A 13,528-nucleotide genomic window follows, 5' to 3' on the forward strand; every position below is an offset into this window, starting at 1 on the left:
CACCTTTTATGAATTCCAAAAAAACTGTGCTTTTGTTGCTCTTAGTAGCCAATTCTTTATTTTGTGCTGCACAAGATTATATATTCTTTCTTCACAACAAGTTTGCAGAAGACCATTCGCTGACTGAAGTCCATCCTGAATATGGAAAAACGGAATATTTGGAAGTTTTAAACAAGTTTAAACAGGCTGGATTTCAGGTGATCAGTGAGAAAAGGTCCGCTAATACAGATGTAGGAGCCTATACAAAAAAGGTGGTTCGGCAAGTAGACAGTTTATTGAAATTAGGTGTTAAACCAAGCCATATTACAGTTATAGGCACTTCAAAAGGAGGATATATTGCGCAATACGTTTCCAGCTCCTTAAGGAACCCTAATCTTAATTTTGTGTTTATTGGTTGTTACAGAGATAAGGATTTAACATCTTTTCCCGGAATTAATTTCTGTGGAAATATTTTAACTATCTATGAGCGATCTGACGAATACGGAGTGTCGGCAATAAAAAGGAAAGAAACATCTAATTTAAAGGTTTTGCACTTTAAAGAAATAGAGCTAAACACGGGATTGAAGCATGGTTTTTTATTTAAGCCTTTGCCGCAATGGATAGAACCATGTATTAAATGGGCGAACCGTAATTATAAGTAGCTAAAATTTTAGCAAATAATCTGATTATTTAGTATATTAGTATATCAAAAGTTTTTTATGAAAAAGCAGGGTATAGACGCTCTGAATGAGCATGTTGAAATGATAAAAGACGAAGTGATTCTGACTACAGAAAGGGATATCGAAACGTTCTTTAATGCTTTGATGTATCCCCCTGATCCACTAAAAGATTTTTCAAAACTGGCAGATTATTATGAGCAGATTCTTCATCAGGTTCATAAAAATTTAGTTATTTGATAGTTCAGACGATACTCGTTTCTTAAAAAAATATTTACCTTTGTCGTATAAACGACTAATTACCCCATTGAGAACATCCATGTACGATGATGGCAAATGTCATTTTATCTATATTGGTGTAATTCATTAAGAAATGTAAGATCCTATAAACAGAGCAGTAGCTTTTCCTTTTTTGCTCAAATGCTAAACAGTACCACTGTACTTGTCTAGCCGCCTCGTGCTTATGCACAATTTAAATCTTATTTTTTTACTTTTTATCAATGATGCTTTATGGGTATTGTAGTTAAACAAATTTCATATGTGCATTCCAATAAGGAATGCCTGTTCCGCGATATAAATTTTTCTGTTTCTAAAGGGCAAAAGATAGCCTTAATAGGTGCTAATGGTTCTGGAAAATCTACTTTGCTTGAGATCCTTGCAGGTCGGGTTGAGCCTGCCTCAGGGGATGTTGCATCAATAAATAAACCTTTTTATGTCCCCCAGCATTTCGGTCAGTACGACGATTTAACTGTTGCCCAGGCCCTGGGTATTGACGGTAAAATGGAAGCATTACATGCAATACTTAATGGCGATGCTTCTTTAACCAATTTCGCCCAATTAGATGACGACTGGAATGTTGAAGAGAGGGCTCTGGCAGCGCTTAGTTTGTGGAATATACAACACATTGAATTAGCTCAGCCGATGAAAACAATTAGTGGAGGAGAGAAAACCAAGGTATTTTTATCAGGCATTACAATTCATTTACCATCGGTTATACTTTTTGATGAACCATCAAATCATCTTGATGTAGAGAGCCGGGAACAATTATATAATCTGATACAGACAAGTAAAGCAACGACTATAGTTGTAAGCCATGATAGAACTTTACTTAATCTTCTTGATGTTACTTTTGAATTGAATCAAAGTGGGGTAGAGGTTTATGGAGGTAATTATGACTTCTTTAAAATGCAAAAGGAGGAGAGGTTGATGGCTTTAGAGGCTCAGGCAGATCATAAAGAAAAAGCTTTACGACAAGCTAAGCAAATTGCCAGAGAAGCAGCCGAACGCAAACAAAAAGAGAATTCAAGGGGGAATCAAAAACAAATAAAGAAAGGCGTTCCCAGAATTTTTATGAATACGATTAAAAACAGATCTGAACAAAGTACATCCAAATTACAGGAAGTACATTCTGATAAGGTTAACGGTATTTTGCAAAACCTTCAGCAGCTTAAACGGCAATTGCCTGAGGTAAAGGAATTTAAAGTGACTTTTGAAAATTCAAATCTGCACGCAGGCAAAATATTGATAAAGGCGGAGGATGTGAATTTTGGTTACAGTTCCGGATATTTATGGGAGAACCCATTGAATTTCCAGATTAGAAGTGGCGAAAGGATTGCCATTTCTGGTAAAAATGGCTCTGGGAAAACTACACTTTTGAAATTGATATTGGGTAAAGTAAAACCATCAGAGGGTGCTTTAATAATAGCTGATTTCAAGCATCTTTACATTGATCAGGAGTATTCAGTATTAGATAATGAACTAACTGTGTTTGAACAGGTACAGGAATTTAATTCACAGCACTTGCCAGAACACCGACTTAAAACATTGCTACACCAATTTCTCTTCAAAATTGATATGTGGAATAAGACATGCAAACAACTTAGTGGAGGGGAGAAGATGAAATTGATATTTTGCTGCCTAGTGGTAAGCAATAGTTCTCCTGAGCTCATTATTTTAGATGAGCCTACCAATAATCTGGATGTTCAGAGCCTGGAGGTTATAACCTCAGCAATAAAACATTACAAAGGAACTTTGCTGGTGATCTCCCATGACGAGTATTTCATCAATGAAATAGGAGTAAATGAAAGGATCGCGCTTTAGGGTTTAGTACGGTTAAATACAAACAGGTCTTTAAATGCCCATTTACCGTCTTGCAGGTTGCCTCTGGCAATTACAAATTGATTGGAGGAGCGTTTTTCGTATAGAATACGTAAGCTTTCGCCCTCTTTTTGAAAGATAGCACGGTCTTTACTTGCTTCTACAAAGTTGTAACGATCGTGTTTGTCTTTCTCCTCTAAACCCAGAAGACCTGGTTTAAAATGTTTTACCATAGAGACCAGTCCTTGTTCGGTTTGCTCATAGGCTAATATTTCATAAAGATCAGCTTTACCGGCTTTCATCATGCGCATGAAGCCTAGTATGTTTTCGTCTTCTGGTTGTAACCAAACTCCTTCAATAGATTGGCCTTCAGGAGTAGTAGCTTTCCAATGGCCTTGAATAAAGGCTACATCTGCAACAGAGCCGCCATTTGGTTGAGTTTGGCCGAAGGTTTTAGGCAAAAAGCCAATAAATAGCAACAGAAAAGCGTAAGTGTGTCTCATAGTAATTAATTAATAATGAAATAATTTAAGGAATTTAAATATACATATTCATTTTAATTACCAGTAGAATTTGGTAATAATGACAAATACAATGAAACCAGATCTTCCCATTCTTTTTCCAGAGTAACGTTGGGTCTTGATTGCCCTGCCCGGTTATACCAGTAATCAGCATTCCACACATCTCCCTCTTTTCTGTGTAGATAGGCATGTACGTGAGCAGACTGTTTATCGCTTAGGTGATCTATCAGATCGTGTGCTGTTTTCCAGTCACCTTTTCCCTCATGCCAAAGCGCCTGCAAATGTGCAGGCAAACCTGAAGGTATCTCTCCGCTACTTAAAAAATCTTTAAAATACTTAATCTCAATTGATTTCATAATTAGATCAATTTTACTGTCTTTATTTTATAGCTGCAATTAGCTTTGCTTCCGTACATATTTGGTTAGAATAACAATCAGCTGACCTTCAACACGGCCTTCTATTTGCTCCTTATTATCATCAACTAATTTAATGTTTTTCACCACTGTTCCAAGTTTTGCGCTTAGACTGGATCCTTTAACATCAAGTGTTTTTATAATCACTACTGTATCTCCGTTTTCCAGCACATTATTATTAGAATCCTTATGGAATTCCACTTCAGAATCATTTTCGTGATCACCGGTTGCTTTGGCCCAAGCCAAAGTTTCATCATCAAGATACATCATATCCAGATTATCAATTGCCCAGCTTTCCTGCCTTAATCTGTTTAACATGCGCCAGCTCACTACCTGTACTCCTGGAACCTCACTCCACATACTTCCACTAAGGCACTGCCAGTGTTTGCTGTCTAATACCTCTTTTTTTTCAATCTGTGCTAAACACTTTCCGCATGTTACAACACATTCTTCTGCTGTATTTTGAGTTTGAGGGGGAACCTCATAGATGCTAAGATTGGCCTCAGATCCACATAATTCACACTTATTCTCACTTCTTTCAAGTAGCTGTTCTTCCAGTTTCATATTCATAATTCGCAAAACGCGAAGATACTCATTTCGAACAAGAAAGGCCATTTTGTATTACAAAATGGCCTTTCTTGTTCGAAATGAAATAGGTTTTCTTTATTTTGTTTTATATAATGAAGCACGCAAAGCTGCTACATCTTCACTTGAAATATATTCATCGTAGGTCATCATCTTATCAATTGTTCCGTTAGGAGTTAATTCAATGATTCGGGTCGCTACAGATTCAGTTAATGCGTGATCTCGTGAGGTAAACAATGCTGTTCCTTTAAAATCTTTTAAACCATTGTTTAATGCAGTAATAGATTCAAGGTCAAGGTGATTGGTCGGCTCATCAAATAACAATAGATTCGCGTGTCTTAACATCATTTGCGAGAACATACAACGCATTTTTTCACCACCTGATAGTACCTTTACATTTTTAAGTACCTCTTCTCCGGAGAAAAGCATTCTGCCAAGGAAACTTCTTACAAACTGTTCATCCTGATCTGTCCCTGAATATTCACGAAGCCAGTCAACCAAATTCTCATCCTTACCTGCAAAATATGGAGTGTTGTCATTTGGAATGTCGGCAACGTTAATGGTTACTCCAAATTTAAACTCACCTGTATAGTTTTTCTCACGTCCGGTTAATACATTGTAGAATGCAGTGGTAGCAAGACTGTTTTGAGAAAGAACAGCGATCTTATCACCTTTATTTACCATGAAGTTGATGTTTCTAAACATCACATCGCCATTTAAAGTGCAAGAAAGATTTTCTACCTGTAAAATCTGATCTCCGGCTTCTCTGCCAAGATTATTAAACAGAATGGCAGGATATTTTCTGCTTGAAGCTTTAATCTCAGAGATATCTATTTTATCTAAAGCTTTTTTACGTGAAGTTGCTTGTTTTGACTTAGATGCATTGGCACTAAAGCGCTGAATAAATTCCTGAAGTTCTTTAACTTTCTCCTCCAGTTTTTTATTCTGATCACTACGTTGTTTTAAAGCAAGTTGACTAGATTCGTACCAGAAAGTGTAGTTACCCGAGTAAATACTCATTTTGCTGAAATCGATATCAACTATGTGCGTACAAACTGCGTCTAAAAAGTGCCTGTCGTGAGATACAACCAATACAATATTTTGATAATCAGCAAGGAAGTTTTCGAGCCATGCAATCGTGTCGATATCCAAATCGTTGGTAGGCTCATCCAGTAATAAGATGTCCGGATTTCCAAATAAAGCCTGAGCCAATAAGACACGCACTTTTTGGTTACCATCAAGTTCTTTTAACTGTTTGTAATGGTGTTCTTCTTTAATACCTAAGTTACTAAGCATGGTGGCGGCATTGCTTTCCATGTTCCATCCATCCATTTCGGCAAATCTATTTTCCAGTTCGCCTGCACGCTCACCATCTTTATCAGAGAAGTCCTCTTTTAAATAGATCGCATCTTTTTCCTTCATGATTTCGTACAATTCCTTGTGGCCCATCATTACAGTTTCAATTACACTAAATTCATCAAACTCATAGTGGTTTTGTTTTAAAACGGCCATTCGTTCTCCAGGAGTAAAAGCTACACTACCGGTAGTTTGGTTTACTTCGCCAGAAAGAATTTTAAGAAATGTTGATTTACCAGCCCCGTTGGCGCCAATTACACCATAGCAGTTGCCATGATTAAATTTTAGGTTAACATCTTCGAATAAAGTGCGTTTTCCGTAACGGAGTGATAAATTTGAAACTGAAATCATATTGCTGAAAAATAAGCTGCAAAGGTAGGCATTATTTATAAAATCATTAAGACTTTTAGCGATCTGCCGGATGTCTGGTGGTTTTATATAAGTTTAAGGTTCAAAATTTCTAAATTAGAAAATCAGATACTGATTTAAAATAATTAATGTGAATAAGGAAGAGTTAATAGCAAGGCTTAGTACGTCAATGGAGTTTCAGATGGTGACTAATTTAACTAGTATTATTGAAAGTAATGATCTAAAAATAACCGACTTACTGGATATTAGTTTTCATAGGAAAAAAGAAGTTGCTTTTAGGGCCGCCTGGATGTTAGAATATTTGATGACACACAAGCCTGATCTGTTTGTGGGTTATATCCCAGAGCTTATATCATTATTGGCGAAACAGAAGAACCCTTCGGCGATGAGGCATTACGCTAAGATTATTGCTTTACTGACAGACAGAAAGGCTCATCATGTATATAAAGATAAGGCTGTAACAACAGATTTTGAACCTGTTATTGATATTTTGTTTACCTGGCTTGTAGATACAGAGGTGCTTGTAGCTACCAAAGTGCACTGTATGCAAACCCTGGCAAATCTGGCACCTCGTTACGATTGGATTAAAGACGAGCTGCTAGAGACAATAGATTATCTGGTTGATATCGAAAGTGTTGCGTTTTTTGGCAGAGCCAAGCAAATTAGAAAGCAATTAAAGAAGATTCGGCAGAAAGTTTAATACTAAAACTATTACACGGCGCAAACATTTCCATTGGGCTTAAATTCTATTTTTGCCATTTATGTGCTATAGTTAAAAAATTAGCATAACATTTGGAAGAGATATTGGAATGGAACAAGAAATAGAAATTTTAAGCAGGATTATTAAACGTAGGCGGAGCATTTTTCCGGTGAGTTATACTAATCAGGAGGTGCCGGTTAAGGTTATACAGCAAATTTTGGAAAGTGCTAACTATGCACCTACACATAAATTAACACAACCCTGGCGTTTCATTGTTTTCAGAAATGAGGGGAAAACTAAGTTTGGTAAAGAGCTAGCCCGCTTGTATAAAAAAACTACACCAGTTCATCAGTTTTTGCAAAAGAAATATGATAGCATTCTTGAAAAGGCAGAACAAGCCAGCTGCATAATTACATTAAATGTCGAATTGCATTCAGACAAGGTACCCGAATGGGAGGAGCTTGCAGCTCTAGCCTGTGCAGTTCAGAACATGGCGCTTACTGCCGAGGCCTTAAATGTTGGCGCATACTGGAGTTCACCGGGAATGATTGCAGATCTGAAGGATTATCTTAACTTAGGGGAACAGGAGAAATGTTTTGGGCTTTTTTATATGGGATACCATAACGAGGAACCCAGAGATGCAATTCGTACTCCTATTGAAGAAAAGATTAAATGGATAGAATCGTAATTTATGCAGGATATTAAAGAAACACTATATCGACTTTGTTTAAATTTTATAGAGCAAAGAATTCAGACTGCTGAAGTTGCATTGCAACAGGCGCGCGAAGCTAGTAATGATGATACTAAAAGCAGCGCCGGAGATAAGTATGAAACCAGCAGAGAAATGATGCAGCAGGATATTGATCGAAACAAGCGTCTTTTAATCGATGCTCAGGATAATCTAAGATTGTTAAAAAGTATTGAGATAAATCCTGAGTCTGAAATTGTAAGACATGGCAGTTTGGTGTATACCAACAACGGGAGTTTTTACATTAGTGTTAGCGCGGGTCAGCTAACGCTTGATGGTAAGGCTATTTTTGCTATTTCCCCTTCATCTCCCATAGGCAAATTGCTTTTGGATAAGAAGAAAGGGGATGCGTTTAGTTTTAATGATAAGAAATTTGTTGTTGAGGCAGTTGCCTAAACTATTTAAAACTCTTATTTATACTATGGTAAAGGTTCTTCGCTGTATAAGTTCCTGGATCAATAATACGTCGGATGGTAAAAAGCGGATTAGTCTCATCTCTCTTTGTTGATAAGATGAATGCCGCTTTAAACCCGTGCTCTTTTAATTTATGTAAGGCTTCTGGTTTCCAAACCCCATATGGATAGGCAAAATATTCAACCTTTTTACCTGTAATTGTTTCTAATGTTTTGGTCGGTTTATCTATTTGTACTTCCCAATCATCATTCGTAAACTCACTGAAATTTTTGTGATTCCAGGTATGGCTTGCGATAACATGACCGTCATCTGCGAGGGCTTTTATTTGGGTTTTGCTCATGTATCTCGGTCTTCCTATAGATACCGTCATGATAAAAAATACGCCCTTAAAACCATATTTTTTTAACTCGGGTGCTGCAACAGTAAACTGATCCAGATCCGTATCATCAAAGCTAATGATGATCGGTTTTTCTGGAAGTTTGCCCCCATAATTCAAATAATCATAAAGCTGGTCTGGTAAAATGGTATGGTAGCCACTATCTGCAAGCATTTTAATATGCTGTTTGAAATTGGCAGGAGGGATAATGTCATCATGCGCCCGTTTCGAATCGCTTGCTTTCCAATCTCTAATTTGATGATAACAAAGAACAGGGACTTCCTTTTTGCTTAAAATCTCGGCCGCGGTAGCTTCCTTTTTAGGTGCCTTACTAGTTTGGGCTGTGTCTTTATCAGGATTACCCGAAGCGGAACTAGTTTGACTTTGACTGGTATATGTGCATGCTGAAGCTAATATCATTAAGCCAGCACCCAGACTTAAAAGTATTTTCATTAGAAACTTTTTACTATGCTGTTATGTAGCGTTTTAGGACTCCAGTAACCACTCGCAATAATTCTTCTTATCGTGTACAACGGATAATTCTGATCGCGTTTATCAGCAAGAGAAAATGCCATCCTAAATCCACGTTTTTTTAGTTCAGGGAAACCTTCAGCATTCCATAAGCCAAAAGGATAAGCAAATTCAGTCATTTTTTTGCCGGTAATCTCTTCCAGTTTTTTGGTAGGCTTATCTAGCTGTTCTTCCCAGTCTTTTCCCTGGTATTTCTTGAAATTCTTATGGTCATAAGTGTGACTGCCAATTATATTGCCATCATCAGAAAGTTGTTTTATCTGCTCTTTGGTCATATAGTCAACAAACTTACCCTTACGGCCAATGGATACTGTCATGATAAAGTAGACTGCTTTAAAACCGTATTTTTTTAGTGTTGGAGCAGCAATTGTAAACTGATCCATGTCTGTATCATCAAAAGTAAACATGATCGGTTTGCTCGGTAATGGAGCGCCCGTATTTAAATAGGCATATAACTGATCAGGTAATATAGAGTGATAACCACTGTCGGCAAGCATTTTAACCTGATCTTTAAAGTTTTGTATTTCAACAATGTAGTCTTTCCCTACTTTGCCATCTGTTGGTTTCCAGTTACGAACCTGGTGATAGCATAAAATAGGTACCTGTTTGCGGGCAAGTATGGTTTTAGCATCAGCAACTTTAATTTTGCTTACATCAATTTTAGCGGCTTGTACTTCTTCCTTTGATGAGGTTTGTGTTAAAGTATCCTTAACATCCGGGTTATCGGTGTTAGTTTGTGATTTAGATTGGCAACTGGCCGTAAAAATTGCCGCTGCAGTTAATAAAGGTAGAAGATGCTGTTTCATTTATGATTATTTGTGGCAAAACTATGAAATCAACCGCTATTTTATTGCATTAACTATCACATTTATTACAAATAAAGATTCATCCTTCTTTAGTATTAATCAATAATTTAGCCGTTTTAATTAACAGTTCAAATGAAGAAACTTTACATTCTATTTTTATTGCTTATTAGTGCAGGTTTTAATGCGGTTTCGCAAACCAAAACTTTTACAATAACAGAAACCACAACCCAGGCACCGAAGGCAAATTATCAGCTTGCCTCAAGGTTTTCGCCCAACAAACTTAAAAAGATCATTTACTCAACGGCTGTTGATCCGCACTGGTTGAAATTAAGTAATCGTTTTTGGTATGAGTATGAAACACCAAACGGTAAGCTTTGGTACCTTGTTGATCCGGTTGCTAAAAGCAAAAAGAAGATTTTTGACAATGCACAACTTGCTGCAGAAATCACTACAATTATTCGTGATCCTTTTGATGCCCAGCACTTGTCTTTAGAGAATCTTAAGTTTTCGAGTGATGAGAAACAAATCAGTTTTGAAATAAAAAGTACTATTGATGAATTGAAAAAGGATCGTAAGGATAAGAAAGATGCAGATTCAATGCAGAAAAAGATTTTTTATTTTAATTATGATATTGCAAGTGCAAAACTTACCGAAGTCCCAAATTATACCAAGCCTAAAGCAAAGCCGTCTTGGGGTTCGGTTGCACCTGATTCCTCGGCAATTATCTTTAGTAGAAATTACAACTTGTACTGGATGGATAAGGAAAACTATAAAAAGGCTGTGAAAAATGAAGAGGACAGCACCATTGTAGAGCACCAGCTAACAAAGGATGGAGTTAAGTTTTATTCATATGGCAGCGATGGTGATGGCGAAAATAATGAAGAACAAGAGAAAAACAATAAGAAAAGACGCAGAGCTTACGTGTTATGGTCGCCAAATGCAAAATATTTTGTGCTCGATAGAACAGATTCCCGTAAGGTAAAAGACCTTTGGGTAGTAAACAATATTACTGCCGGCAGGCCTACCTTAGAAACATACAAATACCAAATGCCAGGTGAGCCTGATGCACCAATTGATGAACTCCTTTTATTCAATTTTGCCAGCAAAACCTTTAAGAAGCTAAATATCGCTGCTTTCAAAGATCAGAGTGTGTCTGTCTGGGGAGCGCCTCCTTTAAACAAAGATCGTGATAATGAGTTCAGACCTTCTATATGGCTGGGTAATAACAGCAAGATCTATCTTTCGCGTACCAGCAGGGATTTAAAACGAGTTGATGTGTGTACCGTTGATATCAATACGGATGTAGTAACTCCGGTAATTGATGAACGTTTTAACACTTATGTAGAAATCAACCGTCCGGGTTTGGTAAACGATGGAAAAGAAATTATCCATTGGTCTGAAAGAGACGGATGGGCTCATTTTTATCTGTTTGATAGTAATGGTAAGTTAAAGAACCAAATTACAAAAGGTGCCTTCCATTGTGAAAGCATAGTGAACATCGACGAAAAAAATAGGGTGTTGTATTTTACTGCAAATGGGCGAGAGGCTAAGGAAGATCCTTACTACCTGCATTTATACCGCATTAATTTTGATGGGTCTGGAATGAAGCTTCTAAATCCGGGAGATTTTGATCATGCAGTAAATATGAACGATGAGAATAAGTTTTTTGTAAATAACTTCTCTAAAGTTAATACGGTTCCTAGATCTGTATTGATGGATAACACCGGTAAAAAAGTAATGGATCTTGAAACTGCTGATCTTTCTTTATTAATGGCTACCGGTTATAAATTTCCGGAACCTTTTAAAGTAAAAGCTGATGATGGCGTTACGGATATTTACGGGGTAATGTATAAACCTTTTGATTTTGACCCGACCAAAAAGTATCCGATCATAGAATATGTATATCCCGGTCCTCAAACCGAGGCTGTAAACAAGTCCTTTAGTAAAAGCATGGATAGAACTGATCGCTTGGCTCAGTTTGGATATGTGGTAATTACAGTAGGGAATAGAGGAGGAAACCCTGCAAGATCTAAATGGTATCATACCTATGGTTATGGAAACTTACGCGACTATGGCTTGGCTGACAAGAAGGCTGCTGTAGAACAACTGGCAGATAGGTACTCATTTATCGATGCCACTAAAGTTGGTATTACCGGCCACTCGGGTGGCGGTTTTATGTCTACAGCCGCAATGCTTGTTTATCCTGATTTCTTTAAAGCTGCAGTATCAAATGCAGGAAACCATGATAACAGTATTTATAACAGATGGTGGAGTGAAAAGCATCATGGTGTAAAAGAAATTGTTTCAGCAAAAGGCGATACTACATTTAAATATAGCATTGATAAAAATCCTGATCTTGCTAAAAACCTGAAAGGTCATTTAATGTTGATGACGGGCGACGTTGATAATAACGTACATCCGGCAAATACCATTAGAGTAGCTAATGCTTTAATGAAAGCAGGTAAAAGATTTGAATTTGTTATTGTACCGGGACAACGCCATGCATTTGGTGATTTAACAGAATATGCTTTCTGGAAGCTGGCCGATCACTTTAATAAATATTTGATTGGCGACTTTTCTCAATCTGACCAGGTTAATGTACTGGAGATGGATAGGGAAGTGGAACAGAAGAAATAAAATAAAAAGTAGCTGCTAGCCCAGTCATGGTCGGAAGAAATTCCGGCCATTTTTTATGTTTTAAAAAACAGGCCTGGGTCTCCTCCGCATTGCACAACGATTAGGGCAATAGCTAAGTCCCTTACTTCCATGGAGAACCGTCTTTTTGCTGTTTTGTAAGTCAATTTATTTGCTTTTTTATATATCAGCACCAACATGGCTGCCATTAATGTCATGTACAACATTACCTGTATTCCGTTCTTATTCAAAGACACAAGGTGGCTCATATTGAGTTCCTGTTTTAGAAACCTAAAAAATACCTCTATATCCCAGCGTCTCCTATATGCTTGAGCCATTTCCTTTGCAGACAGATCAAAATCATTGCTCAAAAACCAATATTTCTTGCCATCCAACTTGCTTTCCACAATAATAAGACGAAAGGGACTATCTACTAGTTCTTCTCTGAAATGTTTATTCCCCTTTTTGTTATTTACCGCTACACCAGTATACAATTGAACTTTAGAGTCCTTTAATAGATTGGATTCGCCTAGATCCAAGTCTTTATTCTCCTGTATAAGCGACTCGAGTTCAACGAATTTCTTATTTTCTTTGGTCCTGCAAATGAATGTTATTGCATTGGAACTAAATGTTTTCATGTTTCTGATTGATTGCAAACCTCTATCCATCACATAAATGTTTTGATGATCTGTTTCTTTCTTCACATGAGCCATTACTGCTTCAGGCAATGCAAGATCTTCACTGGCATAGCCTTTGGAGGTAAATACATTGGATTGACATGGTAATACTCCATCAAAGGCAATACTATATTTCACTGCTTTCTTACCACTTTTGTTATCAAGCCCTTCGGTTAACTTACCAACCGTTTCACTAACCATTGAGCTATCAACACGGATAAGGTTATATTTCTCTCTTTCGGTTAGGGAGTACAAACTGGAGAACTGATCGTAAATGCATTCATAGATCTGCTTAAAATAATCTGGATCTATTTTAGAAAGTCGCTCTGAAATGGAGCTTCTGCGTACCCGTTCATCCTCATCCAGATTAAAAAGTACTTTGAATACAGAATCAGTGAAGGTATCGTCTAAAGTTCGTTAACTTAGTTTTTCATTATCCAAGATACCATACAACAGAAGATAGAATAGCTTATTACCATGAAGAACCTTCGCGTAATGATCGATCTTGGTAGTGAGGGATAAATTTGATATCAGCGCCTCAGGAATGTACCCTAATAGATGTTTTGCACTGATAGCATGATCTTTAAATTTTGCCATATCTTATTGATTATCAGCAATTAAGATACTAATTTAAATCCACAAAAA

The 13,528-nt window shown here is 37.1% G+C and carries 14 protein-coding genes; 7 read left to right on the forward strand and 7 right to left on the reverse strand.

The genetic code is table 11. The features are described 5' to 3' along the window. Positions 1-8: 8 nt before the first annotated feature. The 3 genes from HQN86_RS03745 (at position 9) to abc-f (ending at position 2,756) form a co-directional block, all read left to right on the forward strand. Complete coding sequence (locus HQN86_RS03745) at positions 9-641, forward strand: alpha/beta hydrolase (RefSeq protein ID WP_172659690.1); 633 nt, start codon at positions 9-11, stop codon at positions 639-641. A gap of 57 nt (positions 642-698) precedes the next feature. Then, complete coding sequence (locus tag HQN86_RS03750; RefSeq protein WP_172659691.1) at positions 699-896, forward strand: hypothetical protein; 198 nt, start codon at positions 699-701, stop codon at positions 894-896. A gap of 270 nt (positions 897-1,166) precedes the next feature. Further along, positions 1,167-2,756 (forward strand): ribosomal protection-like ABC-F family protein, encoded by a 1,590-nt coding sequence (abc-f, locus tag HQN86_RS03755; protein WP_172659692.1) that lies wholly within the window; start codon positions 1,167-1,169, stop codon positions 2,754-2,756. On the opposite strand, the gene HQN86_RS03760 is transcribed toward abc-f, so the two are convergent. From HQN86_RS03760 to HQN86_RS03775, 4 genes are all read right to left on the reverse strand, one after another. Next, entirely contained in the window at positions 2,753-3,256 is a 504-nt protein-coding gene (locus tag HQN86_RS03760; protein WP_172659693.1) for a DUF6265 family protein, read from the reverse strand. The genes abc-f and HQN86_RS03760 overlap by 4 nt on opposite strands. A gap of 53 nt (positions 3,257-3,309) precedes the next feature. Next, positions 3,310-3,630 (reverse strand): hypothetical protein, encoded by a 321-nt coding sequence (locus tag HQN86_RS03765; RefSeq protein WP_216854314.1) that lies wholly within the window; start codon positions 3,628-3,630, stop codon positions 3,310-3,312. A 39-nt stretch (positions 3,631-3,669) separates the two neighbouring features. Beyond that, complete coding sequence (locus tag HQN86_RS03770) at positions 3,670-4,251, reverse strand: PhnA domain-containing protein (RefSeq protein WP_172659694.1); 582 nt, start codon at positions 4,249-4,251, stop codon at positions 3,670-3,672. A 99-nt stretch (positions 4,252-4,350) separates the two neighbouring features. Next, on the reverse strand, positions 4,351-5,979 hold the full coding sequence (locus HQN86_RS03775; protein ID WP_172659695.1) for an ABC-F family ATP-binding cassette domain-containing protein: 1,629 nt from the start codon (positions 5,977-5,979) through the stop codon (positions 4,351-4,353). Between the two features lie 148 nt (positions 5,980-6,127). Between HQN86_RS03775 and HQN86_RS03780 the strand changes: the two genes are divergently transcribed. The 3 genes from HQN86_RS03780 to HQN86_RS03790 all read left to right on the forward strand — a co-directional run bounded on the left by HQN86_RS03780 (position 6,128) and on the right by HQN86_RS03790 (position 7,841). Next, on the forward strand, positions 6,128-6,697 hold the full coding sequence (locus HQN86_RS03780; protein ID WP_172659696.1) for a hypothetical protein: 570 nt from the start codon (positions 6,128-6,130) through the stop codon (positions 6,695-6,697). Between the two features lie 109 nt (positions 6,698-6,806). Then, positions 6,807-7,385 (forward strand): nitroreductase family protein, encoded by a 579-nt coding sequence (locus tag HQN86_RS03785; protein ID WP_172659697.1) that lies wholly within the window; start codon positions 6,807-6,809, stop codon positions 7,383-7,385. A gap of 3 nt (positions 7,386-7,388) precedes the next feature. Beyond that, entirely contained in the window at positions 7,389-7,841 is a 453-nt protein-coding gene (locus HQN86_RS03790; protein WP_048906833.1) for a 3-oxoacyl-ACP synthase, read from the forward strand. 1 nt (position 7,842) lies between these two features. Here HQN86_RS03790 and HQN86_RS03795 read toward each other — a convergent pair whose 3' ends face one another. Then, positions 7,843-8,688 carry a polysaccharide deacetylase family protein gene (locus HQN86_RS03795; RefSeq protein ID WP_172659698.1) on the reverse strand — a complete coding sequence of 282 codons (846 nt, stop codon included), beginning with the start codon at positions 8,686-8,688 and terminating at the stop codon, positions 7,843-7,845. Then, positions 8,688-9,572: a polysaccharide deacetylase family protein gene (locus HQN86_RS03800; RefSeq protein WP_172659699.1), complete on the reverse strand. Its 885-nt coding sequence runs from the start codon at positions 9,570-9,572 to the stop codon at positions 8,688-8,690. The genes HQN86_RS03795 and HQN86_RS03800 overlap by 1 nt, the downstream gene beginning before the upstream one ends. 132 nt (positions 9,573-9,704) lie before the next feature. Between HQN86_RS03800 and HQN86_RS03805 the strand changes: the two genes are divergently transcribed. Next, positions 9,705-12,209 (forward strand): S9 family peptidase, encoded by a 2,505-nt coding sequence (locus HQN86_RS03805; RefSeq protein ID WP_172659700.1) that lies wholly within the window; start codon positions 9,705-9,707, stop codon positions 12,207-12,209. 53 nt (positions 12,210-12,262) lie between these two features. Here HQN86_RS03805 and HQN86_RS03810 read toward each other — a convergent pair whose 3' ends face one another. Beyond that, entirely contained in the window at positions 12,263-13,249 is a 987-nt protein-coding gene (locus tag HQN86_RS03810) for an IS4 family transposase (RefSeq protein ID WP_246269462.1), read from the reverse strand. Between the last annotated feature and the right edge of the window lie 279 nt (positions 13,250-13,528).

It is taken from the genome of Pedobacter panaciterrae, from assembly GCF_013204795.1.
GTDB lineage: Bacteria > Bacteroidota > Bacteroidia > Sphingobacteriales > Sphingobacteriaceae > Pedobacter > Pedobacter panaciterrae.